This window comes from Microbacterium sp. NPDC087589, from assembly GCF_044743635.1.
Taxonomy (GTDB): Bacteria; Actinomycetota; Actinomycetes; order Actinomycetales; family Microbacteriaceae; genus Microbacterium.
Map to the genome: position 1 here is coordinate 118,843 of NZ_JBIUWV010000001.1, position 22,391 is coordinate 141,233.

Consider the following 22,391-nt stretch of genomic DNA (forward strand, 5'->3'; position numbering starts at 1 on the left):
CTGTGGCCCCTCGTAGACTTGATCAGTGCCTATCGTCCCGGTTGCAACCCCAGGAAAACTCAGCGTTCGCGGTGCCCGCGTACACAATCTGAAGAACGTCGACATCGACATCCCACGCGACTCCCTCGTCGTGTTCACCGGCCTGTCCGGTTCGGGTAAGTCCAGTCTCGCGTTCGACACGATCTTCGCCGAAGGGCAGCGACGCTATGTCGAGTCGCTGAGCGCCTACGCGCGCCAGTTCCTCGGCCAGGTCGACCGACCAGACGTCGACTTCATCGAGGGGCTCAGCCCCGCGGTGTCGATCGATCAGAAGTCGACCAACCGCAACCCGCGGTCGACGGTCGGCACGATCACCGAGATCTACGACTACATGCGCCTCCTCTGGGCGCGCATCGGCATTCCACACTGCCCGGAGTGCGGTGAGCGCATCCAGCGACAGACGGTGCAGCAGATCGCCGACCAGCTCATGGAGCTGCCCGAGCGCACGCGCTACCAGATCGTCGCGCCCATCGTCTCTCAGAAGAAGGGCGAGTTCGTCGATCTGTTCCGCGAGCTGGGCGCCAAGGGATACTCCCGCGCGATCGTCGACGGAGACCTGATCCAGCTCGCCGAGCCGCCCACGCTCAAGAAGAGCTACAAGCACGACATCGCGGTGGTCGTCGACCGCCTGGTCGCGGCAGACGACATCCTCGGTCGCGTCACCGATTCGGTCGAGACCGCACTCGGACTCGCCGGTGGCGTCGTGCAGGTGAATTTCGTCGACGAAGAGGGCGACGACGCCTGGCAGTCGTTCTCCGAGAAGCTCGCGTGCCCGAACGGGCATGCGCTCTCCCTCACCGAGATCGAACCGCGCACCTTCTCGTTCAACGCGCCGTTCGGTGCCTGCCCCGCATGCTCGGGTCTCGGCACCCGCATGTCGGTGGACATCGACCTGATGCTCGGCGACGAGGAGCTCTCCATCCGCGAGGGCGCGATCGTCCCCTGGACGACGCAGGGCAAGGGGCTCTTCCAGTACTACGAGCGCCTGCTCGAGGGCCTGGCCGACGACCTCAACTTCTCGCTCGACACCCCGTGGCAGGACCTCAGGGTCGACGTGCAGGATGCGATCCTCCGAGGCGACAACTACAAGGTCACTGTCAAGTTCAAGAACCGGTACGGACGCGAGATGCGCTACGCATCCGGCTTCGAGGGTGTCGTCCCCTACATCGAGCGTCAGTACGCGCAGGCAGAGTCCGACACGCAGCGGTCGCGCTGGGGCGAGTACCTCCGCGAGGTGCCGTGCCCTGTGTGCGATGGCAACCGTCTCAAGCCCGAGGTGCTCGCGGTGCAGGTGCACGGTCACTCGATCGCAGAGGTGTCGCACCTCAGCCTCGCCGACGCGCGCTCGTTCATGGAGACCCTCACTCTCACCGATCGCGAGGCGAAGATCGCGGCCCAGGTGCTGCGCGAGATCCGCCTGCGACTCGACTTCCTGCTGCAGGTCGGGCTCTCCTACCTCAACCTCAGCCGCTCAGCCGGATCGCTCTCTGGCGGTGAAGCACAGCGCATCCGCCTCGCTACGCAGATCGGCTCGGGCCTCACCGGTGTGCTCTACGTGCTCGACGAGCCTTCGATCGGGCTGCATCAGCGAGACAACCGTCGACTGATCAACACTCTTCTCAAGCTCCGTGACCTCGGCAACACGTTGATCGTCGTCGAACACGACGAAGAGACCATCGAGTCGGCCGACTGGGTCGTCGACATCGGGCCGGGCGCGGGGGTGAACGGCGGCGAGGTCGTGCATTCCGGCTCCTACGAGGCGCTTCTCGCCGAGCCGAGCTCGATGACGGGACAGTACCTCTCGGGGCGCCGCGAGATCCCGACTCCGAAGAAGCGCCGCAAGCTCGACAAGAAGCGCATGCTCAGCGTCGTCGGCGCCCGCGAGAACAACCTGAAGAACGTCAGCGTGAACTTCCCGCTGGGCGTTCTGACGGCGGTCACCGGAGTGTCCGGCTCGGGCAAGTCCTCGCTGGTGAACGACATCCTGTACCAGGTGCTCGCCTCGAGGCTCAACGGCGCCCGCACAGTTCCCGGAAAGCACACCCGCGTCTCGGGTCTCGACAATCTCGACAAGGTCGTTCACGTCGACCAGGCGCCGATCGGACGCACGCCTCGCTCGAACCCGGCCACCTACACCGGCGTCTTCGACCGCATCCGTTCGCTCTTCAGTGAAACCCCCGAGGCGAAGGTCCGCGGTTACCAGCCCGGGCGATTCAGCTTCAACGTCAAGGGCGGCCGCTGCGAAGCGTGCTCGGGTGACGGCACGATCAAGATCGAGATGAACTTCCTGCCCGACGTCTATGTCGACTGCGAGGTCTGCCATGGCAAGCGCTACAACCGCGACACGCTGTCGGTGCACTACAAGGGCAAGAACATCGCCGAGGTCCTCGAGATGCCGATCGCCGAGGCGGCGGAGTTCTTCGAGCCCATCCAGGCGATCCACCGCTATATGAAGACACTCGTCGACGTGGGGCTCGGATACGTGCGCCTCGGTCAGTCGGCGACGACGCTGTCCGGCGGCGAGGCACAGCGAGTCAAGCTCGCCACCGAGCTCCAGCGTCGCAGCAACGGCCGCAGCATCTACGTGCTCGACGAGCCGACCACCGGGCTGCACTTCGAAGACGTGCGCAAGCTGCTCGAGGTGCTGAACGGACTCGTCGACAAGGGCAACACGGTGATCGTCATCGAGCACAACCTCGATGTGATTAAGTCCGCCGACTGGGTGATCGACCTCGGGCCGGAGGGTGGCTCGGGTGGCGGTGAGATCCTGGCGACCGGCACACCCGAGCAGATCGCGCGAGTCGAGGACAGCCACACCGGTCAGTTCCTCGCCGAGATCCTGGGTGAGGGGCGCTCTGCGCGGAAGGCCAGTTGATGGCCGAGGTCCTGCCGTACAAGCCGCGGGCTGGTGAGATCCCCACCAACCCCGGCGTGTACCGCTTCCGCGACGCCGATGGACGCGTGCTCTACGTCGGCAAGGCGAAGAACCTGCGTCAACGTCTGTCGAACTACTTCGCGCCGCTGCGCACGCTGCACGAGCGCACCCGGCGAATGGTCACCACGGCGTCTTCCGTCGAGTGGACCGTCGTCTCGACCGATGTGGATTCGCTCCAGCTGGAATACATGTGGATCAAGGAGTTCGATCCGCCCTTCAACGTCCGCTACAAGGACGACAAGTCCTACCCGTTCATGGCCGTCACCCTGGGCGATGAGGCGCCGCGGGTGATCGTCACCAGGAACCGGAAGATCCCCGGTGCGCGCTACTTCGGTCCCTATCCGAAGGTCTGGGCGGTGCACGAGACGATCGACCTGATGGTCAAGGCGTTCCCGATCCGCACCTGCAGCGACTCCAGCTACAAGCGCGCGATGCAGACGGGGCGTCCGTGCTTTCCGGGACAGATCGGCAAATGCGGTGGACCATGCTCGATGACGGTCACCGTTGAAGAGCACCGTGCGATGGTCGACGATTTCGTCGCGTTCATGGCCGGAGGAGACGAGCGCTTCACCAGAGAGCTGACGAAGCGGATGATGGCCGCCTCCGCCGCGATGGATTACGAGGCCGCCGCCAGATTCCGCGACAAGCTCACAGCGATCGAGGCCGTGCTCGGCAAGAGCGCGCTGGTGCTCGCGACCGACGAGGATGCCGACCTGTTCGGAATCGCGGAGGATGAGCTCGCTGCGGCCGTGCAGCACTTCGTGATCCGTGGAGGACGCGTGCGAGGTGTCCGTGCGATGACGATCGAGAAGGAGATCGACATCTCGACGGCAGACCTCGTCGATCAGGTGCTGCAGCGCGCGTACGGCGATGCACAGGACGTGCCGCGTCGAATCATCGTGCCGACGCTGCCGGACGATGCGACCGAGCTCGAGGTGTGGCTGCGTGAACGGCGAGGCAAGAAGGTCGAGATCGCCGTCGCCCAGCGTGGTCAGCGCGCCGACCTCATGCGCACCGCGACACTCAACGCGCAGCAGGCGTTGATCCGCTACAAGACCCGTCGCACGAGCGACTACATCGCACGCACGCAGGCGCTCACGGATCTGCAGGAGGCGCTGGGGATGGCGGAGGCACCGCTGCGCATCGAGTGCTTCGACATCTCGCACCTCGGCGGCACGAACGTGGTCGCGTCGATGGTGGTCTTCGAAGACGGGCTGCCTCGGAAAGACCAGTACCGTTCGTTCAACATCGCCGAGACCACAGACGACACCGACTCGATGTACCAGGTGCTGCGTCGTCGCCTCGCCTACCTCGATCGTCCGGAGGAGGCCGACGAACCCTCCGCGGTCGCCTCGGCCATCGAGGCCGCGACAGCGGGGGGAGACGCGCTCGAAGAGGTCGTGGTAGAGGTCAAACGCAGACCCCGCTTCGCGTACCCGCCGCAGCTGCTGCTGGTCGACGGCGGTCAGCCGCAGGTCGAGGCAGCCGCGCGCGCGCTTCGAGACGCCGGTCACACCGAGATCGCGGTGTGCGGCATAGCCAAGAGACTCGAGGAGGTCTGGCTTCCCGGAGACGACTTCCCGGTGATCCTGCCCCGCACCAGCGAGTCGCTCTACCTGCTCCAGCGGCTGAGAGACGAAGCCCACCGATTCGCGATCACCCATCAGCGCAAGCGGCGCAGGAACGACATCACGTCGATCCTCGCCGAGGTGCCGGGGCTCGGCGCATCGCGGATCAAGGTACTCCTCAAGCACTTCGGATCCGTCACCGCACTGCGGTCCGCTGCTCCTGAGGAGATCCAGGAGGTGCAGGGGATCGGGCCCGTGCTCGCCGAGAACATCCATACGCATCTCTCCACTCGCTAGGCTGGGACGAGCGGGGGAGAAGGAGTAACCATGACTGACGGGGACAAAGGCGAGTTCCTCATCGTCACGGGCATGTCGGGCGCGGGGCGCACGACGGTGGCCAACGCTCTCGAGGACCTCGGGTGGTACGTCGTCGACAACCTGCCGCCGCAGATCCTGCGTCCGCTTCTCGACCTCACCGACATGGGTGGCAAAGCTCTGCCCAAAGTCGCAGCGGTGGTCGACGTGCGAGGTCGCAACCTGTTCGACGACTTCCCGGGCGTCGCGAGAGCGCTGCGATCGCGCGGTTCCGTGCGTGTGCTGTTCCTGGATGCGTCCGACGATGTTCTCGTGCGTCGATTCGAGGCGGTTCGCAGGCCGCATCCGCTGCAGGGTGACGGCACGCTGCTCGACGGCATCCGCATCGAACGCCTCCGTCTCGCGCCGATCCGCGAATCGGCCGACCTCGTGGTCGACACCTCGGCGCTCAACATCCATCAGCTCGCCACCCAGGTGTCCGACCTCTTCTCAGAAGAGGGTGCAGCGCGGCACCGAGTGACGCTCCTGAGCTTCGGATTCAAGTACGGTCTTCCGACAGATGTCGACATGGTCGCGGATATGCGCTTCCTGCCGAACCCGTTCTGGAACGAAGAGCTTCGCGGTCTGACAGGTCAAGACGAACCGGTGAGGGACTACGTGCTCTCCCGTGAAGGCGCCGCAGGGTTCCTCGATTCGTATTCGGCGGCTCTCACGCCGGTGCTCGAGGGGTATCAGCGCGAGAACAAGAGCCATTCGACCATCGCGATCGGCTGCACGGGCGGCAAGCACCGATCCGTCGCCATGGTGGAGGAGCTCGCTCGCCGGCTCGCCTCGGTGCCGGGAGTGGCCGTCAACGTGCGTCACCGGGACCTCGGCAGGGAATAGCAGGAGCCTCCGTCAGAGTAGGCTGGAGGTTTGCGCCGCGATCCGGCGCGTGAGCGTAGAGGAGTGTCGTGGCACTAACCACCGACGTCAAAGCTGAGCTGGTCAGCATCCGTAATGCACCCCCGACGGTGCGTGTCGCGGAGGTCACCTCTATCCTCCGGTTCGCCGGCGGACTGCACTCCATCGCCGGGCGGGTCGCCGTCGAGGCTGAGGTGGATGCCGAGATCCTCGCGCAGCGTGTCGCGCGCGACCTCGCAGAGATCTACGGTGTTCGACCCGAGATCGCCCAGGTGCAGTCCAGCACGGCGAACGACGGAGCGCGGTGGGCTGTCAGGGTGATCGCGTCGGGGGAGACCCTCGCACGCCAGACCGGTCTGCTCGACCAGCGCCGTCGTCCGGTCCGCGGACTTCCCAACCGCCTCACCACGGGCTCTCGCGCCGAGGTGGCCGGTCTGTGGCGCGGTGCGTTCCTCGCCGCGGGCACCCTGAGCGAACCGGGCCGCTCTGCCATGCTCGAGGTCGCCTGCCCGTCGTCTGAGGCGGCGATGGCACTCGTCGGCGCAGCTCACCGCCTCGGAGTCGCTGCGAAAGCACGCGAGGTGCGCGGCATGCCCCGCGTCGTCGTCCGCGAGGGCGAGGCGATCCGCACGATCCTCAGCGAGATGGGCGCGCAGAAGACCGCCGTCGCCTGGGAGGAGATGCGCCAGCGCCGCGAGGTGCGCGCGGGTGTGAACCGACTCGTGAACTTCGATGACGCCAACCTGCGCCGTTCCGCGCAGGCCGCTGTCGCCGCCTGCGCCCGTGTGGAGCGCGCTCTCGAGATCCTCGCCGACGAGGTGCCCGACCACCTCAAGGTCGCAGGTGAGCTGCGCCTCGCGCATCGAGACGCGAGCCTCGATGAGCTGGGTCACCACGCCGACCCGCCGATGACGAAGGATGCCGTCGCCGGCCGCATCCGCCGCCTTCTGGCCATGGCTGACAAGCGCGCCCAGCAGGAGGGCATCCCGGGCACCGAGGCCGCCGTGCCCGCAGGGCTCGACGTCTGACCTCGACACGACTCTCGTCAGCGAGGCGGCCCCGATCAGGGGCCGCCTCGCTTCGTCATACGGAGGAAGGATCCAGGACAGCCGTGCGTTGTCGTCACTAGGATGAGTTACGTCCGCTCTTCGCCGCACATCGGCGGCGCAGAGGATCGGCAAGCGCCGCGGCGCGGCGCGGATTGGATGAAAGCGACATGGCGACTTACACGCTCCCCGACCTTCCCTACGACTTCGCAGCCCTCGAGCCGCACATCAGCGGCAAGATCATGGAGCTGCACCATGACAAGCACCACGCGACCTACGTCGCCGGGGCCAACACCGCCCTCGAGCAGCTCGCCGAGGCACGCGACAGCGGCAACCTCGCGAACGTGAACAAGCTCGAGAAGGACCTCGCGTTCAACCTCGGCGGTCACGTCAACCACTCCATCTTCTGGACCAACCTCTCGCCGACCGGTGGCGGACAGCCCGAGGGCGAGCTCAAGGCAGCCATCGACGAGTTCTTCGGCTCGTTCGAGAAGTTCCAGGCGCACTTCACCGCGAACGCCCTCGGAATCCAGGGCTCCGGCTGGTCTGTGCTCAGCTGGGACTCGATCGGCCAGCGTCTGATCATCCAGCAGCTGTTCGACCAGCAGTCGAACACGGCGCAGGGCACCGTGCCGCTGTTCCAGCTCGACATGTGGGAGCACGCCTTCTACCTCGACTACCTCAACGTCAAGGCCGACTACGTCAAGGCCGCGTGGAACATCGCCAACTGGGAGAACGTCGCGCAGCGCTTCGAGGTCGCCCGCGAGAAGACGAACGGCCTGCTGGTACTGTCGTAATCGGGTCGCGTCCCGACGGGCCCAGTCTCGTCGGGACGCCATCTCAGCCAAAAACCCCCGCGCATCGCGTAAGCACTTTTGCTGCGCACAGCGCACGAGAAACAGGGAGACCTGAGTGTCTGTCAAGATCGGTATCAACGGCTTCGGCCGCATCGGACGCAACTACTTCCGCGCGGCTCTCGCGCAGGGAGCGGACATCGAGATCGTCGCGGTCAACGACCTCACCGACAACAAGACCCTTGCCCACCTTCTGAAGTACGACTCTGTGGGTGGCGTCCTCGACGCTGACATCAGCTACGACGACGAGAGCATCACGGTCAACGGCAAGACGATCAAGGCGTTCGCAGAGCGCGACCCCGCTGGCCTCCCGTGGGGCGAGCTGGGTGTCGACATCGTCATCGAGTCGACCGGCTTCTTCACCAAGGCCGAGCTCGCCAAGAAGCACATCGAGGCGGGTGCCAAGAAGGTGCTCATCTCCGCTCCCGGCACGGGTGTCGACGGCACGTTCGTCATGGGCGTGAACGAGGACACCTACAACCCGGAGACGGATCACATCATCTCCAACGCCTCGTGCACGACCAACTGCCTCGCGCCGCTGGCCCAGGTCTTCAACGACGCGTTCGGAATCGACCGCGGCTTCATGATGACCGCTCACGCCTACACCGCAGACCAGAACCTGCAGGACGGCCCGCACAGCGACCTGCGTCGTGCACGCGCCGCTGCGATCAACATCACGCCGGCCTCGACCGGTGCAGCCAAGGCGATCGGCGAGGTTCTGCCGGAGCTCCAGGGCAAGCTGAGCGGCTCGTCGTACCGCGTTCCGGTTCCCACCGGCTCGATCGTCGACCTGACGCTGATCACGGACCGCGAGAACCTCACGGTCGAAGAGGTCAACGAGGCCTACAAGAAGGCTGCTGCCGACGGTCGCCTCGCCGGCTTCCTGCAGTACAACGAAGACCAGATCGTCTCGAGTGACATCGTGCACAACCCGCACTCCTCGATCTTCGACGCGACGCTGACCAACGTCAGTGGCAACCTGGTCAAGGTCTCCAGCTGGTACGACAACGAGTGGGGCTACTCCAACCGTCTCGTCGACCTGACCGAGTACGTGGCCGAGCGTCTCTGAGACACCTCCCATGACTCTGCGCACCCTGGATTCACTGGGTTCGCTCGAGGGCAAGCGCGTCATCGTCCGTTGTGATCTCAATGTCCCCCTCCGGGACGGGATCATCACGGACGATGGCCGTGTCCGCGCCTCGTTGCCTACCCTCAACGCACTTATCAACGCGGGCGCCCGCGTGGTCGTGTGCTCGCACCTCGGACGCCCCGACGGTGCGCCCGACCCGCAGTACAGCCTCGCGCCGGTCGCCCAGCGACTGTCCGAGTTGCTCGGCAAGCCGGTCGCGTTCGCGCGCGACACCGTCGGCGAGTCTGCGCAGGAGGCCGTGGCCTCGCTCGAAGACGGCGACATCGTCGTCATCGAGAACCTGCGGTTCAACCCGGGGGAGACCTCGAAGGACGACGCCGAGCGCGGCGCCTTCGCGGCTCAGCTCGCAGAGCTCGGCGACGTGCTCGTCTCCGACGGATTCGGTGTCGTGCACCGCAAGCAGGCGAGCGTCTACGACCTCGCCGAGCTGCTGCCGTCGGCTGCCGGTCTGCTCATCGCGGCAGAGCTCGATGTGCTCGACCGTCTCACCGAGAACCCCGAGCGCCCGTACGCGGTCGTGCTCGGCGGGTCGAAGGTGAGCGACAAACTCGGCGTCATCTCGCACCTGCTGCCTCGCGTGGATCGGATCCTCGTCGGCGGCGGCATGCTGTTCACCTTCCTGAAGGCGCAGGGCCACGCAGTCGCATCCAGCCTCCTCGAAGAGGACCAGCTCGAGACCGTGCGCGGCTATATCGCCGAGGCCGAGAAGCGCGGCGTGGAGCTCGTGCTCCCGACCGACGTCGTCGTCGCCTCCTCGTTCTCGGCCGACGCCGACCACGAGGTGACGGCTGCGGACGCGATCGAGGACACGGCGTTCGGCGCGGCCGGAATCGGCCTGGACATCGGTCCCGAGACCGCCGCGCGATTCGCGGAGGTCATCCGCGCCTCGAAGACGGTGTTCTGGAACGGCCCGATGGGCGTGTTCGAGTTCCCGGCCTTCGCCGGCGGCACAAAGGCCGTCGCGCAGTCGCTCACCGAGGTCGACGGCCTGAGCGTCGTCGGCGGAGGCGACTCCGCAGCAGCCGTGCGCCAGCTCGGTTTCACCGACGACCAGTTCGGTCACATCTCGACCGGCGGCGGCGCCAGCCTCGAGTTCCTCGAGGGCAAGAAACTACCCGGCCTGGAGGTGCTCGGATGGGCATGAACACTCGTACCCCGTTGATCGCGGGAAACTGGAAGATGAACCTCGACCACCTGCAGGCGGTCGCGTTCGTGCAGAAGCTGCACTGGACTCTCAAGGACGCCAAGCACGAGGACGGATCGGTCGAGGTCGCGGTGTTCCCGCCCTTCACCGACATCCGCAGCGTGCAGACGCTGATCGATGCGGATAAGATCCCGTTCGCGCTCGGTGCACAGGACATCTCGGCTCACGACTCCGGTGCATACACCGGTGAGGTGTCGGGCGCGTTCCTCGCCAAGCTCGATGCGAAGTACGTCATCATCGGCCACTCCGAGCGCCGCGAGTACCACGCGGAGTCGGATGACGTCGTGGCTGCCAAGACCAAGGCCGCGCTGAAGCACGGCCTCTCGCCGGTCATCTGCGTCGGTGAGACCGCCGAAGACCTCGAGAAGTTCGGCGCCAGCGCCGTTCCGGCCGGTCAGCTCGAGACCGCTCTGCAGGGGCTCTCGAAGGATGCCGACTTCGTGGTGGCGTACGAGCCCGTCTGGGCCATCGGCTCCGGACAGGCGGCGACGCCCCAGCAGGCGCAGGATGTCTGCGCCGCGCTGCGCGCGGTGATCGCCAAGGTGCTCGGAGACGACGCTGCGGCGCGCACCCGGATCCTGTACGGCGGATCGGTCAAGGCAGCGAACATCGCCAGCTTCATGCGTGAGCCCGATGTCGATGGCGCACTCGTCGGGGGCGCGAGCCTCGTGGTCGACGAGTTCGCCGCGATCATCCGCTTCGAGAAGCACGTCGGCGTGTGAGTGTGGCGGGGCTCCGGCCCCGCCACACCGTATACTTGACCGTTACCGGGGCAATCCTGCCCCAGCGAAAGGCTCTTCCTCGTGGAAATTCTCGAGTTCGTCCTGCAGGTGGTGCTGGGCATAACCAGCGTCCTGCTGACTCTCCTCATCCTCCTCCACAAGGGTCGCGGTGGCGGCCTCTCCGACATGTTCGGTGGCGGAATGACGTCGGCTGTCGGCTCGTCGGGTCTCGCTGAGCGCAATCTCAACCGCTTCACCGTGGTCCTCGCTCTGGCGTGGTTCGTGGCGATCGTCGCGCTCGGTCTCATCACGAAGTTCGAGGTGATCTGATGGCTACCGGCGGCAACGCGATCCGAGGGACCCGTGTCGGTTCCGGCCCCATGGGCGAGCAGGACCACGGCTACCACGCCGACCGCATCGCGGTCTCGTACTGGGACGGCCTCGGCAACGAGACGGTGCGCTACTTCGCCGCCGGGCTTCCTGAAGAGGAGATCCCCGAGACGATCGACCACCCCCAGTCCGGTCTGCCGGCCGGTCGCGACAAGGCGAACCCGCCCGCGCTCGCGAAGCCGGAGCCCTACAAGACACACCTCGCGTATGTGAAGGAGCGTCGCACCGACGCAGAAGCCGTCCAGCTTCTCGAGGACGCGCTCACCCAGCTTCGAGAGCGTCGGGGTCAGTGACCTCGATCTGATCTCTTGACAGAGAAGCCGCCGCGATCCGATCGCGGCGGCTTCTCTCGTCTGCGGCGCTCGTGCTCATCGGCATCCGTACGCGGCGTCGATGTACGACTGGGGCGGATATCCGTAGGCCCATACGCCGTTCGCGTCGTCGCTGAAGCCCATGCTGATGGCCCAGGCTGTGGCCCACTTCTCGATGCTGTCCTGAGTCGATGAATCGTACATGTCCTCGCACTTCACGCTGATCGCGTGACCCACCTCATGGGCGACGAGAGCCTTGCTGCGCTCGGCGGGCCACTGCTCCGCGACCGAGTTCGACAGCTCGATGACCGCGCGGTCCGGGTCATCCCACCACCAGGTCGTGAGGCCTCCCATGCTGCGGTTGTAGCCCGCGTCGTTGACGACCTGATTCCAGTCGAACTCGAGCAGCACTCCGGGGGCGAGAGAGCGAGCGAACGCCTCGATCTCCGTCCGCGCGGCCTGCAGAGGCCCTGCCTTCTCGGCGAGCTCGACCTGTTCGGTCGCCACGACCTGCGCCGCAGCGTCCTGCAGCGACACGAGTGTCTCGACCGCTGACGCATCGAGCAGCGTCGTGGCGGATGCTCGCGATGCGGCGTCGCGCAGCGTGATCACCGCATCGTTCTTCGCCGAGAGATGCGCGGACTCGAATGCCGGTGCGGCATCGGCCGCAGAACGCAGCACGGCTGCGCCGGCGTCGGTCACGGCGATGTCGGAGGTGGTCAGCGGCGGCAATGCCCTGTCGCGGTCGGCGGCCAGATCGTCGAGATCGCTTGTCTGCGAGGCCAGTTCGCCGGAGGCTGCGAAGAGTTCCCAGAAAGCCCCGGGTTTCGCTTCTGCGTCGGGCAGGTCCCGGTCGAGAAGATCTTCCGCGGGGGTCACTGCCCGGCGGGCATCGGTCGCGGCGACCGACAGCGCTTCTCTCGCTGCGGGAGCGACGAGCACTCCGGAGTCGGTCTGCAGGAGGAGCTCCGCGTTGCCCAGGGTGGATGCGAGCGCGTCGAGCTCCTGTTGGAGTGTCGCTCCGGTGCTCGCTGTCGAGGCACGGCCGGCGTCGAATCCGGCGCGCGCCTCGTCATAGCCGAGATTCGCGGTGATCTGGAGCACTCCGACCGTGGTCGCGGCGACCATCGCCGCGACAATGCCCAGAACCAGCCCGGGGCGTCGCCTCCGCTGTCTCGGTGTCGCTGCCGGCGCGCTGGTGAAACGCAAGGGGAGCGCGTGGTCTCCGATCGCGGAGGAAGCCACGTCGACGGGAGCAGTCATGCGTTGGGGACCTCCGTGGGAACCGGCGTACCACGACTCTAATGAGTGTGCAGCATCGCAGGAGAACCCCGGAGAAGAGTGAAGGCCCCCGCTGATCGCGGGGGCCTTCATCGAGTGAGGGGCTGACGAGAATCGAACTCGCATCATCTGTTTGGAAGACAGAGGCTTTACCACTAAGCTACAGCCCCGATATCGGAGAGAACCTCTCGGTTCGTTGCCGACTCATCGATCATAGCGGACTGACGCGGGTGCTCGTGTCCGTTAGACTCGGTGGGGCTGAATCTGCAAGCGGATTCCCCGGGGCGTAGCTCAGCTTGGTAGAGCGCCCGCTTTGGGAGCGGGAGGTCGCAGGTTCAACTCCTGTCGCCCCGACACGGCTTCAACGGCCTGACAGCCGCGATTCAGCGCGGAAATCACAAGGAGAGCACACCAGAATGGCGAACAGCACCGTCGAGAAGCTGACCCCGACCCGGGTCAAGCTCAGCATCACGGTCACCCCGGACGACCTCAAGCCCAGCATCGCGCACGCTTACGAGCACATCGCTCAGGACGTGCAGATCCCCGGCTTCCGCAAGGGCAAGGTCCCCGCTCCGATCATCGACCAGCGCATCGGGCGCGGTGCGGTCATCGAGCACGCGGTCAACGAGGGCCTCGACAAGTTCTTCCGCGACGCGACCGTCGAGCACAAGCTCCGTGTCGTCGGGCGTCCGGCCGCAGACATCACACAGTGGCCGAACGAGAAGGACTTCTCGGGAGACCTGCTCGTCGACATCGAGGTGGACGTCCGCCCCGAGATCGAGCTTCCGTCATACGACGGCATCACCGTCACCGTCGACGCTGTCGAGGCTGACGACGCCGCGCTCGACGCCGAGCTCGAGAACCTGCGCGCGCGCTTCGGCACGCTCGTTCCCGTCGACCGCCCGGCAGCAAAGGGCGACTTCGTCGAGCTCGACCTCGTCGCCACGATCGATGGCGCCGAGATCGACCGCGCAGAAGGCGTCTCGTACGAGGTCGGATCGGGCGAACTGCTCGAGGGCATCGACGACGCGATCGAGTCGCTCACCGCGGGTGAGGACACCACGTTCCGCTCCGCACTCGTGGGCGGCGACCACGCCGGCTCCGAGGCCGAGGTCGCCGTGACCGTCAAGGCTGTCAAGGAGCGCGAGCTCCCCGAGGCAGACGACGACTTCGCGCAGATCGCCAGCGAGTTCGACACGATCGCCGAGCTCCGCGCGAGCCTCGCCGAGCGCGTCTCGCAGCAGGGCGTGTTCGCGCAGGGCTCGGCAGCGCGCGACAAGCTCGTCGAGACCCTGCTCGAGCAGATCGACATCCCCGTGCCGCCGAAGCTCATCGAAGACGAGGTGCACAACCACCTCGAGGGCGAGAACCGCCTCGAGGACGACGTGCACCGCGCCGAGGTGACCGAGGCCAGCGAGAAGCAGTTCCGCACGCAGGTGCTGCTCGACACGATCGCCGAGCAGGCCGACGTTCAGGTCTCGCAGGAGGAGCTCTCGCAGTACCTCATCCAGTCCGCATCGCAGTACGGGATGGCTCCGCAGGAGTTCGTCGAGGCACTGCAGTCGTCGAACCAGCTTCCCGCTCTCGTCGGCGAGGTCGCCCGCAACAAGGCCCTCGCGATCGCGCTCGGCAAGGTCAAGGTCGTCGACACCAACGGCAAGCCGGTCGATCTGTCCGACTTCGTCGTGACCGACGACGAGGCAGAGGCTGAGGCCGAGTCCGACGCAGCTGCCGACGAGAAGCCGGCCAAGAAGGCTCCGGCGAAGAAGGCCGACGCGAAGAAGGCCGACGACGCCGAGGCTGACGAGAAGCCCGCCGCCAAGAAGGCTCCGGCCAAGAAGGTCGACGACGCTGAGGCTCCGGCCAAGAAGCCCGCCGCTAAGAAGGCTCCGGCCAAGAAGGCGGCCGACAAGGCCGAGTGATCGGACACGATCTCCATGAAAGGGGCGGATGCTGCGGCATCCGCCCCTTTCTCGTAGGACGGGAGGACGCCATGGGAGGCGACATGATGAAGACCTGGGACGAACGCGTCGACGAGGTGTGGGCCGAAGCATCGGGCGACGAGGTCGGCGACGACACGATCGCGCGCATCGACGCTCTCGCCGCAGAGCGCGGAGTCGACGATGCACGAGCGCAGTTCGAGCGTGGAGGTGCGCGGGACTCCGCGGGGCGGCCGGCCGAGGCCGTGGAGCTCTACCGACACGCTCTTGCTCTCGGACTGGACGAGGAGCACCGCCCGCAGTGCGTGATCCAACTGGCGAGCTCGCTGCGCAACCTCGGTGAGTTCGATGACGCACTCTCGGTCATCCGCGTCGAGGAGGAGCTGTCGGCCGACGGTCCCTATCGCGACGCCGTCGCCACCGTGCATGCGTTGATCCTTGCGAGCTCGGGCCGGCCGGCGCAGGGACTCTCGGTCGCGCTGTTGGCACTCGTGCCGCACCTCCCGCGATACCACCGCTCGATGACCGCATACGCCCATGAGATCGCCGAACTCGACGGCTGATATGCCGACGGCGAACACGGCCTGAGCGCTGCGTTGTCGCCGGTAGATTCGAATCACTGAAACACGGAATCAGGAGCTGACATGGCTGCAGAACCCCTCCTCGCTACGAGCGTCTTCGACAGGCTGTTGAAAGACCGCATCATCTGGCTGGGATCGGAGGTGCGCGACGAGAACGCCAATGAGATCTGCGCGAAGATCCTTCTTCTCGCCGCTGAGGACTCCGAGAAGGACATCTATCTCTACATCAACTCGCCCGGTGGATCCATCACCGCGGGCATGGCGATCTACGACACGATGCAGTTCGTCCCGAACGACATCGTCACCGTGGGAATCGGCATGGCCGCATCGATGGGCCAGCTGTTGCTGACGGCCGGCACCAAGGGCAAGCGCTACATCACCCCGAACGCCCGCGTGCTGCTGCACCAGCCGCACGGTGGCTTCGGCGGCACGTCGAGCGACATCCAGACGCAGGCGCAGCTCATCACCTCGATGAAGAACCGCCTCGCTGAGATCACTGCCGCGCAGACCGGCAAGTCGGTCGAGCAGATCAACGCCGACGGTGACCGCGACCGCTGGTTCACCGCTGACGAGGCGCTCGAGTACGGCTTCGTCGACCACATCCGCGACTCGGCCACCGACGTCGTCGGCGGCGGCGGAACCGACCAGGACAGCAAGTAACGGAAAGCGAAAGGACTCTCATGTACACACCCACCTTCCGCGCTGCCGGCGACCTGCCCTCCAGCCGCTACGTGCTCCCTCAGTTCGAGGAGCGCACCGCCTATGGCTTCAAGCGCCAGGACCCCTACAACAAGCTGTTCGAAGATCGCGTGATCTTCCTCGGCGTACAGGTCGACGACGCGTCGGCCGACGACGTGATGGCGCAGCTGCTCGTGCTCGAGAGCCAGGACTCCGAGCGCGACATCACGATGTACATCAACTCGCCCGGTGGTTCCTTCACCGCGATGACGGCGATCTACGACACGATGCAGTACGTCGCGCCGCAGATCCAGACCGTCGTGCTCGGCCAGGCGGCATCCGCTGCCTCGGTGCTGCTCGCGGCCGGCCACCCCGGCAAGCGTCTCGCTCTGCCCAACGCCCGTGTGCTGATGCACCAGCCGGCCATGGGTGAGGCCGGCCACGGTCAGGCGTCCGACATCGAGATCCAGGCGGCGGAGATCCTCCGCATGCGCACCTGGCTCGAGGAGGCCATGGCCCGCCACACCGGCAAGCCGGTGGAGCAGGTCAATCGCGACATCGACCGCGACAAGATCCTGTCCGCCGCCGAGGCGCTGGATTACGGCCTCGTCGACCAGGTGCTCACGTCGCGCAAGCGCATGTAAGCACGTCGCTGAGAAAAGGACGTCGACCCCTCGGGGTCGGCGTCCTTTCGTCGTCTCCGGCGAATGCGCGACGATCGCGAGCAGATTGCTCATATGAGCAAGTAGATGCGCGAACGGTGATGCCGACGTAAACTGGGGGAGGAAGGAGGATGCCATGGAAGAAGAACTGATCATGGTCCGCGTCGCCGAGCTGTACTACGACGAGGACAAGACGCAGGACGAGATCGGCGCCCTCCTCAAGCTCTCCCGCTGGAAGGTGGGACGGCTCCTCACACAGGCCCGAGAGCGCGGCATCGTCCGGATCGAGATCGTCCACCCGCGTGCGCGCCGGCTCGGACTCGAGCGCCAGCTCGTGGAACGTCACGGGCTCACGGCTGCGGTGGTCGTGCCCTCTCCGGACGGCGACGACGGAGCACTCGAGCGCGTCGCCCAGGCCGCCGCCGACTACCTCACCGCGATGCGGCCAGTGCCCCGCACCCTCGGTGTGAGCTGGGGGCGCACGCTGCGTGCCGTCGCCGAATCGCTGCCTGACGGCTGGGCGACCGGCGTCACGGTCGTGCAGCTCAACGGAGGAGTGAGCCTCAATCGGCGCTCCGGCGGAGCCGCGGGCCTCGCCGTCACCATCGCCCAGAGGGCATCCGGACACGTGTCTCTCCTGCCGAGCCCGGCGATCCTCGAGCGCGTCGAGACCAAGCAGGCGATAGAAGCCGACCGCACCGTCGCGGCCGTTCTCGTCGAGGCGGCCGAAGCACAGGCGTTCCTGTTCACCGCGGGCCCGTGCGATGCATCTTCCGCGCACGTCGAGAACGGCTACCTGTCGGCATCCGATGTCGAGGAGCTCGCACGCCGCGGTGCCGTGGGCGATGTCCTGGGGCGCTACATCGACGCCGACGGCAACATCGTCGACCCGCAGCTCGACGCCCGGACGGTCGGAGTCGACCTCGGACGCCTGCGCGCGGCGAAGCGCTCGATCTTCGTCACCGCCGGTGACGCCAAGCATGACATCGCGCGCACAGTCGTGACCAGCGGCCTGTGCAGCGTTCTGGTGACAGATGAGACCACAGCACGAGCATTGTTGGAGGAACGATGACGACCCAAGAACTCAGCCGCAGGACGGCGGTGGACGTTCTCGGCGGTGAGCCGGATGACGCCACGCTCCGCCGTTTCCTGCACGGACTCCCCGGCGTCGACGCCGTCGGGCTCGAGCAGCGTGCTGCCGGCCTCGGCACGCGGTCGATCAAGACCACGTCGAAGGCCTGGGCACTCGACACCATCATCAAGCTGATCGACCTGACCACGCTCGAGGGCTCGGACACACCGGGCAAGGTGCGGTCGTTGGTCGCCAAGGCCAAGAACCCGGATGCTGCTGATCCGTCGACCCCGAAGGTCGCCGCGGTGTGCGTGTACGGCGATATGGTGGGCGACGCAGTCGAGGCGCTCGGTGCGCTGCACGGTGACCCCGATGACGGCCTGATCTCGGTCGCGGCCGTCGCCACCGCCTTCCCGAGCGGACGCTCGTCACTGGCGATCAAGATTGCCGACACCGCAGAAGCGGTGGCGGCAGGTGCCGACGAGATCGACATGGTGATCGACCGGGGAGCATTCCTCTCGGGCCGCTACGGGCTCGTCTACGATCAGATCGCCCAGGTCAAGGAGGCCTGCCGCCGACCGGACGGCTCTTACGCCTCACTCAAGGTGATCCTCGAGACTGGCGAGCTCAACACCTACGACAACATCAAGCGTGCGTCGTGGCTCGGAATCCTCGCCGGCGGCGACTTCATCAAGACCTCCACGGGCAAGGTGCAGCCGGCGGCCACGCTTCCCACCACTCTGCTCATGCTCGAGACGGTGCGCGACTGGCACCGCGGCACGGGCGAGCGCATCGGCGTGAAGCCCGCAGGCGGCATCCGCGCGTCGAAGGACGCGGTGAAGTATCTCGTCACGGTCGCCGAGACCGTGGGGGAGGAGTGGCTCCAGCCGCACCTCTTCCGCTTCGGCGCCTCGAGTCTGTTGAACGACGTGCTCCTGCAGCGTCAGAAGCTCACCTCCGGCCACTACTCCGGCCCCGACTACGTCACGATCGACTAGGAGCCCCGCATATGTCATTCCTGGAATACGCTCCGGCCCCGGAGTCGAAGGCGGTCCTGAACCTCAAGGACAGCTACGGCCTGTTCATCGACGGCGAGTTCGTCGACGGTTCGGGTGCGAGCTTCGCGACGATCTCGCCGGCTGACGAGAGCCACATCGCCGAGATCGCCTCGGCGAACGATCAGGACGTCGACCGCGCGGTCGCCGCCGCGCGTCGTGCGTACGAGAAGACCTGGTCGAAGATGAGCGGTCGCGACAGGGGCAAGTATCTGTTCCGCATCGCACGTCTCGTACAGGAGCGGGCTCGCGAGCTCGCCGTCGCCGAGAGCCTCGACAACGGCAAGCCGATCAAGGAGAGTCGCGACGTCGACGTTCCCCTGGTCGCGTCTTGGTTCTTCTACTACGCGGGCTGGGCCGACAAGCTCGACTACGCCGGCCTCGGCGCGAACCCGCGGGCGCTCGGCGTCGCAGGGCAGATCATCCCCTGGAACTTCCCGCTGCTGATGCTCGCGTGGAAGCTCGCTCCTGCTCTGGCAGCAGGCAACACCGTCGTGCTGAAGCCTGCAGAGACCACGCCGCTGACGGCGCTGGTCTTCGCGGAGATCCTGCAGCAGGCCGACCTTCCCGCCGGCGTCGTCAACATCGTGACGGGTGCCGGAGCCACCGGTGCCGCTCTCGTGCGCCACCCCGATGTCGACAAGGTCGCGTTCACCGGCTCGACCGGTGTCGGGCGCGACATCGCCCGCGCCGTCGCAGGAACCGACAAGAAGGTCACTCTCGAGCTGGGTGGCAAGGCCGCGAACATCGTGTTCGACGACGCGCCGATCGATCAGGCCATCGAGGGCATCGTCAACGGCATCTTCTTCAACCAGGGTCACGTGTGCTGCGCAGGCAGCCGCCTGCTCGTGCAGGAGTCGATCCACGACGAGGTCATCGACCGGCTGAAGAACCGTCTGTCGACGCTGCGTCTCGGCGACCCTCTCGACAAGAACACCGACATCGGGGCGATCAACTCGGCGGCGCAGCTCGCCCGCATCCGCGAACTCAGCGACATCGGCGAGGCCGAGGGTGCCGAGCGCTGGACTGCTGATTGCGCGATTCCCGACAAGGGCTTCTGGTTCGCTCCGACGATCTTCACCGGCGTCGAGGCGTCGCACCGGATCGCCCGTGACGAGGTCTTCGGGCCCGTCCTCTCGGTGCTCACGTTCCGCACTCCTGCCGAGGCGATCGCGAAGGCGAACAACACCCCGTACGGTCTGTCCGCCGGTATCTGGTCTGACAAGGGATCGCGTATCCTCGCCGTGGCCGACCGCCTCCGGGCGGGCGTCATCTGGGCGAACACCTTCAACCGTTTCGACCCGTCGAGCCCGTTCGGCGGATACAAGGAGTCCGGATACGGCCGCGAAGGCGGACGCCAGGGTCTCACCGCCTACCTGAAGGGGGCTTCCGCATGAGCAAGCGACTGAGTGTTCCGAAGACCTACAAGCTCGCCATCGGCGGTGCGTTCCCTCGCAGCGAGTCGGGCCGCACCTACGAAGTTCTCTCGGCCAAGGGTGCCTTCCTCGCCAATGCGGCGCAGGGCTCTCGCAAGGATGCGCGAGATGCCGTCGTCGCAGCCCGCGCCGCCGTGAAGGGCTGGTCGGGGGCCACCGCGTACAACCGTGGTCAGGTGCTCTACCGGGTCGCCGAGGTGCTCGAAGGGCGCCGTGCGCAGTTCATCGACGAGATCGCAGCGCAGGAGGGTGTCTCGTCATCCGCTGCTGCCGCACAGGTCGATGAGGCGATCGATCTCTGGGTCTGGTACGCAGGCTGGTGCGACAAGTACTCGCAGGTCGCGGGCAATGCCAACCCCGTGTCAGGGCCGTACTTCAACATCTCGGTGCCGGAGCCGACCGGTGTGGTCGCGATCGTCGCGCCCCAGGACTCCGCGCTTCTCGGCCTCGTATCGGTCGTCGCCCCCGCGTTGGTTGCGGGCAACACGGTCGTCGTGATCGCGAGCGAGCGGTTCCCGCTCTCTGCCATCAGCCTCGCGGAGGTGCTCGCCACGAGCGATGTGCCGGGAGGGGTCGTCAACGTGCTCACCGGGTCTCCGGCCGAGATGGCGCCGTGGCTCGCCTCGCATCAGGACGTCAACGCGCTCGACCTCGCAGGCGCCGGTGACCTCGAGTGGATCGACATGCAGATCGCCGCGGCCGAAACCCTCAAACGAGTGCTGGCGCCGGGTGCGGTCGCCGCCTCGCCCGAGCGCATCGGAGCTTTCACCGAGATCAAGACGGTCTGGCACACCAAGAGCATGGTCTGACGCGCGTCGGCCTCAGGAGGCCCGCCATCTGCGACAGCAGGCGGCGGGCCTCCTGCATGAGGGTGATACGGAGTCGTGATGCGCGACCCCGCGCCAATGCGGCCCGGTGTCGGATGCAGCGGTTAGGCTCAGTAGACGATCTCAGGATCCCCCTAGGAGGACGCGCATGGCCCGTATCGGCGAAAGCGCTGACCTGTTCAAGTGCTCATTCTGCGGAAAGAGTCAGAAGCAGGTGCAGCAGCTCATCGCAGGACCCGGTGTGTACATCTGCGACGAGTGCGTCGAGCTGTGCAACGAGATCATCGAAGAGCGGATGGCTGAATCGTCGGCCGACGGCACGGCGGACTTCGAACTGCCCAAGCCGCGCGAGATCTTCTCCTTCCTCGAGGAGTACGTCGTCGGACAGGAGCCAGCCAAGAAGGCTCTGGCCGTCGCGGTCTACAACCACTACAAGCGCATCCGTGCGCACGGCACGCTCCAGACGGCCGAGCAGAAGGCCGAGAGCGTCGAGATCGCGAAGAGCAACATCCTGCTCATCGGGCCGACTGGCTGCGGCAAGACCTATCTGGCCCAGACCCTCGCGAAGAAGCTCAACGTGCCGTTCGCGGTCGCGGACGCCACGGCGCTGACCGAGGCGGGTTACGTCGGCGAGGATGTCGAGAACATCCTGCTCAAGCTCATTCAGGCGGCTGACTACGACGTCAAGCGCGCAGAGCAGGGCATCATCTACATCGACGAGGTCGACAAGATCGCCCGCAAGGCCGAGAACCCCTCGATCACCCGCGACGTGTCGGGCGAGGGAGTCCAGCAGGCTCTGCTGAAGATCATCGAGGGCACCGTCGCCTCAGTTCCCCCGCAGGGCGGCCGCAAGCACCCGCACCAGGAGTTCCTGCAGATCGACACGTCGAACGTGCTGTTCATCGTCGCCGGCGCGTTCGCGGGCCTCGAGGACATCGTGTCGGCACGTGTCGGCAAGCACGGCATCGGCTTCGGTGCTCCGCTGCATGACAAGGGCAAGGATCTCGACCTGTTCAGCGAGGTGCTCCCTGAAGACCTGCACAAGTTCGGGTTGATCCCCGAGTTCATCGGCCGTCTGCCGGTCGTGACCTCGGTGTCGCCACTCGACCAGAGCGCGCTCATCGACATCCTCACCGGTCCGCGCAATGCGCTCGTCAAGCAGTACCAGCGCATGTTCGAACTCGATGGCGTTCAGCTCGAGTTCGAAGAGGGCGCGCTCCGCTCGATCGCCGACCTCGCCGTCGAGCGCAAGACCGGGGCTCGCGGACTCCGTGCGATCCTCGAAGACGTGCTCGGCCCGATCATGTTCGAGATTCCCTCGGCTGACGACGTCGCGAAGGTCGTCGTCACCCAGGCGGCCGTCGACGAGGGCGCTCCGCCGACGATCGTGATGGAGCGCAAGCGCAAGAGCGCGTGAGTCCT

General features: G+C 66.3%; 20 protein-coding genes and 2 tRNA genes. 20 read left to right on the top strand and 2 right to left on the bottom strand.

What is annotated here, in order from left to right; translation table 11 throughout:
• Nucleotides 1-25 precede the first annotated feature (25 nt).
• From uvrA to ACIOU8_RS00650, 10 genes are all read left to right on the top strand, one after another.
• Entirely contained in the window at nt 26-2,914 is a 2,889-nt protein-coding gene (gene uvrA / locus ACIOU8_RS00605) for an excinuclease ABC subunit UvrA (protein WP_400784893.1), read from the top strand.
• Nucleotides 2,914-4,839: an excinuclease ABC subunit UvrC gene (gene uvrC, locus ACIOU8_RS00610; RefSeq protein WP_400784894.1), complete on the top strand. Its 1,926-nt coding sequence runs from the start codon at nt 2,914-2,916 to the stop codon at nt 4,837-4,839. The genes uvrA and uvrC overlap by 1 nt, the downstream gene beginning before the upstream one ends.
• A gap of 30 nt (nt 4,840-4,869) precedes the next feature.
• Nucleotides 4,870-5,742, top strand: coding sequence for an RNase adapter RapZ (rapZ, locus tag ACIOU8_RS00615; protein ID WP_400784895.1), 873 nt, complete (start codon nt 4,870-4,872; stop codon nt 5,740-5,742).
• Nucleotides 5,743-5,810: 68 nt separating this feature from the next.
• Entirely contained in the window at nt 5,811-6,788 is a 978-nt protein-coding gene (whiA, locus tag ACIOU8_RS00620) for a DNA-binding protein WhiA (protein WP_042540784.1), read from the top strand.
• A gap of 188 nt (nt 6,789-6,976) precedes the next feature.
• Nucleotides 6,977-7,603, top strand: a complete 627-nt coding sequence (locus ACIOU8_RS00625; RefSeq protein ID WP_042540783.1) for a superoxide dismutase — start codon at nt 6,977-6,979, stop codon at nt 7,601-7,603.
• A 115-nt stretch (nt 7,604-7,718) separates the two neighbouring features.
• Complete coding sequence (gene gap / locus ACIOU8_RS00630; RefSeq protein ID WP_400784896.1) at nt 7,719-8,729, top strand: type I glyceraldehyde-3-phosphate dehydrogenase; 1,011 nt, start codon at nt 7,719-7,721, stop codon at nt 8,727-8,729.
• Between the two features lie 10 nt (nt 8,730-8,739).
• Nucleotides 8,740-9,954, top strand: coding sequence for a phosphoglycerate kinase (locus ACIOU8_RS00635; RefSeq protein WP_400784897.1), 1,215 nt, complete (start codon nt 8,740-8,742; stop codon nt 9,952-9,954).
• Nucleotides 9,945-10,736 (top strand): triose-phosphate isomerase, encoded by a 792-nt coding sequence (gene tpiA / locus ACIOU8_RS00640; protein ID WP_400784898.1) that lies wholly within the window; start codon nt 9,945-9,947, stop codon nt 10,734-10,736. Before ACIOU8_RS00635 ends, tpiA begins: the two co-directional genes overlap by 10 nt.
• Before the next feature lie 81 nt (nt 10,737-10,817).
• Nucleotides 10,818-11,066: a preprotein translocase subunit SecG gene (gene secG, locus ACIOU8_RS00645; RefSeq protein WP_042540779.1), complete on the top strand. Its 249-nt coding sequence runs from the start codon at nt 10,818-10,820 to the stop codon at nt 11,064-11,066.
• Nucleotides 11,066-11,419, top strand: coding sequence for an RNA polymerase-binding protein RbpA (locus ACIOU8_RS00650; RefSeq protein ID WP_042540778.1), 354 nt, complete (start codon nt 11,066-11,068; stop codon nt 11,417-11,419). Before secG ends, ACIOU8_RS00650 begins: the two co-directional genes overlap by 1 nt.
• Nucleotides 11,420-11,494: 75 nt before the next feature.
• Here ACIOU8_RS00650 and ACIOU8_RS00655 read toward each other — a convergent pair whose 3' ends face one another.
• Both ACIOU8_RS00655 and ACIOU8_RS00660 read right to left on the bottom strand, forming a co-directional pair.
• Complete coding sequence (locus ACIOU8_RS00655; RefSeq protein WP_400784899.1) at nt 11,495-12,700, bottom strand: hypothetical protein; 1,206 nt, start codon at nt 12,698-12,700, stop codon at nt 11,495-11,497.
• Between the two features lie 117 nt (nt 12,701-12,817).
• Nucleotides 12,818-12,888, bottom strand: a tRNA-Gly gene (locus tag ACIOU8_RS00660).
• Between the two features lie 110 nt (nt 12,889-12,998).
• On the opposite strand from ACIOU8_RS00660, the gene ACIOU8_RS00665 reads away from it, so the two are divergent.
• The 10 genes from ACIOU8_RS00665 (at nt 12,999) to clpX (ending at nt 22,386) form a co-directional block, all read left to right on the top strand.
• Nucleotides 12,999-13,072, top strand: a tRNA-Pro gene (locus ACIOU8_RS00665).
• Between the two features lie 62 nt (nt 13,073-13,134).
• Complete coding sequence (tig, locus tag ACIOU8_RS00670) at nt 13,135-14,640, top strand: trigger factor (protein WP_400784900.1); 1,506 nt, start codon at nt 13,135-13,137, stop codon at nt 14,638-14,640.
• Between the two features lie 83 nt (nt 14,641-14,723).
• The gene (locus ACIOU8_RS00675; RefSeq protein ID WP_400784901.1) at nt 14,724-15,221 is read left to right on the top strand and encodes a tetratricopeptide repeat protein; all 498 of its coding nucleotides are present in this window, start codon (nt 14,724-14,726) and stop codon (nt 15,219-15,221) included.
• Between the two features lie 81 nt (nt 15,222-15,302).
• Nucleotides 15,303-15,899 carry an ATP-dependent Clp protease proteolytic subunit gene (locus ACIOU8_RS00680; RefSeq protein WP_140037393.1) on the top strand — a complete coding sequence of 199 codons (597 nt, stop codon included), beginning with the start codon at nt 15,303-15,305 and terminating at the stop codon, nt 15,897-15,899.
• Between the two features lie 20 nt (nt 15,900-15,919).
• Nucleotides 15,920-16,561, top strand: a complete 642-nt coding sequence (locus ACIOU8_RS00685; RefSeq protein WP_140037392.1) for an ATP-dependent Clp protease proteolytic subunit — start codon at nt 15,920-15,922, stop codon at nt 16,559-16,561.
• A gap of 154 nt (nt 16,562-16,715) precedes the next feature.
• Complete coding sequence (locus tag ACIOU8_RS00690; RefSeq protein ID WP_400784902.1) at nt 16,716-17,651, top strand: sugar-binding transcriptional regulator; 936 nt, start codon at nt 16,716-16,718, stop codon at nt 17,649-17,651.
• A complete protein-coding gene (gene deoC / locus ACIOU8_RS00695) occupies nt 17,648-18,649 on the top strand; it encodes a deoxyribose-phosphate aldolase (RefSeq protein ID WP_400784903.1) in 1,002 nt (333 codons plus the stop codon). The genes ACIOU8_RS00690 and deoC overlap by 4 nt, the downstream gene beginning before the upstream one ends.
• 11 nt (nt 18,650-18,660) lie before the next feature.
• The gene (locus ACIOU8_RS00700) at nt 18,661-20,103 is read left to right on the top strand and encodes an aldehyde dehydrogenase family protein (protein WP_400784904.1); all 1,443 of its coding nucleotides are present in this window, start codon (nt 18,661-18,663) and stop codon (nt 20,101-20,103) included.
• On the top strand, nt 20,100-20,951 hold the full coding sequence (locus tag ACIOU8_RS00705; RefSeq protein WP_400784905.1) for an aldehyde dehydrogenase family protein: 852 nt from the start codon (nt 20,100-20,102) through the stop codon (nt 20,949-20,951). The genes ACIOU8_RS00700 and ACIOU8_RS00705 overlap by 4 nt, the downstream gene beginning before the upstream one ends.
• A 166-nt stretch (nt 20,952-21,117) precedes the next feature.
• Complete coding sequence (gene clpX / locus ACIOU8_RS00710; protein ID WP_400784906.1) at nt 21,118-22,386, top strand: ATP-dependent Clp protease ATP-binding subunit ClpX; 1,269 nt, start codon at nt 21,118-21,120, stop codon at nt 22,384-22,386.
• Nucleotides 22,387-22,391: the final 5 nt, after the last annotated feature.

Excerpts from the sequence above, each read along its gene's own strand:
- uvrC (WP_400784894.1), top strand. The coding sequence starts at position 2,914 with ATGGCCGAGGTCCTGCCGTACAAGCCGCGGGCTGGTGAGATCCCCACC.
- rapZ (WP_400784895.1), top strand. The coding sequence starts at position 4,870 with ATGACTGACGGGGACAAAGGCGAGTTCCTCATCGTCACGGGCATGTCG.
- ACIOU8_RS00625 (WP_042540783.1), top strand. The coding sequence starts at position 6,977 with ATGGCGACTTACACGCTCCCCGACCTTCCCTACGACTTCGCAGCCCTC.
- ACIOU8_RS00635 (WP_400784897.1), top strand. The coding sequence starts at position 8,740 with ATGACTCTGCGCACCCTGGATTCACTGGGTTCGCTCGAGGGCAAGCGC.
- tpiA (WP_400784898.1), top strand. The coding sequence starts at position 9,945 with ATGGGCATGAACACTCGTACCCCGTTGATCGCGGGAAACTGGAAGATG.
- ACIOU8_RS00650 (WP_042540778.1), top strand. The coding sequence starts at position 11,066 with ATGGCTACCGGCGGCAACGCGATCCGAGGGACCCGTGTCGGTTCCGGC.
- ACIOU8_RS00655 (WP_400784899.1), bottom strand. The coding sequence starts at position 12,700 with ATGACTGCTCCCGTCGACGTGGCTTCCTCCGCGATCGGAGACCACGCG.
- tig (WP_400784900.1), top strand. The coding sequence starts at position 13,135 with ATGGCGAACAGCACCGTCGAGAAGCTGACCCCGACCCGGGTCAAGCTC.
- ACIOU8_RS00675 (WP_400784901.1), top strand. The coding sequence starts at position 14,724 with ATGATGAAGACCTGGGACGAACGCGTCGACGAGGTGTGGGCCGAAGCA.
- ACIOU8_RS00680 (WP_140037393.1), top strand. The coding sequence starts at position 15,303 with ATGGCTGCAGAACCCCTCCTCGCTACGAGCGTCTTCGACAGGCTGTTG.
- ACIOU8_RS00685 (WP_140037392.1), top strand. The coding sequence starts at position 15,920 with ATGTACACACCCACCTTCCGCGCTGCCGGCGACCTGCCCTCCAGCCGC.
- ACIOU8_RS00690 (WP_400784902.1), top strand. The coding sequence starts at position 16,716 with ATGGAAGAAGAACTGATCATGGTCCGCGTCGCCGAGCTGTACTACGAC.
- deoC (WP_400784903.1), top strand. The coding sequence starts at position 17,648 with ATGACGACCCAAGAACTCAGCCGCAGGACGGCGGTGGACGTTCTCGGC.
- ACIOU8_RS00700 (WP_400784904.1), top strand. The coding sequence starts at position 18,661 with ATGTCATTCCTGGAATACGCTCCGGCCCCGGAGTCGAAGGCGGTCCTG.
- ACIOU8_RS00705 (WP_400784905.1), top strand. The coding sequence starts at position 20,100 with ATGAGCAAGCGACTGAGTGTTCCGAAGACCTACAAGCTCGCCATCGGC.
- clpX (WP_400784906.1), top strand. The coding sequence starts at position 21,118 with ATGGCCCGTATCGGCGAAAGCGCTGACCTGTTCAAGTGCTCATTCTGC.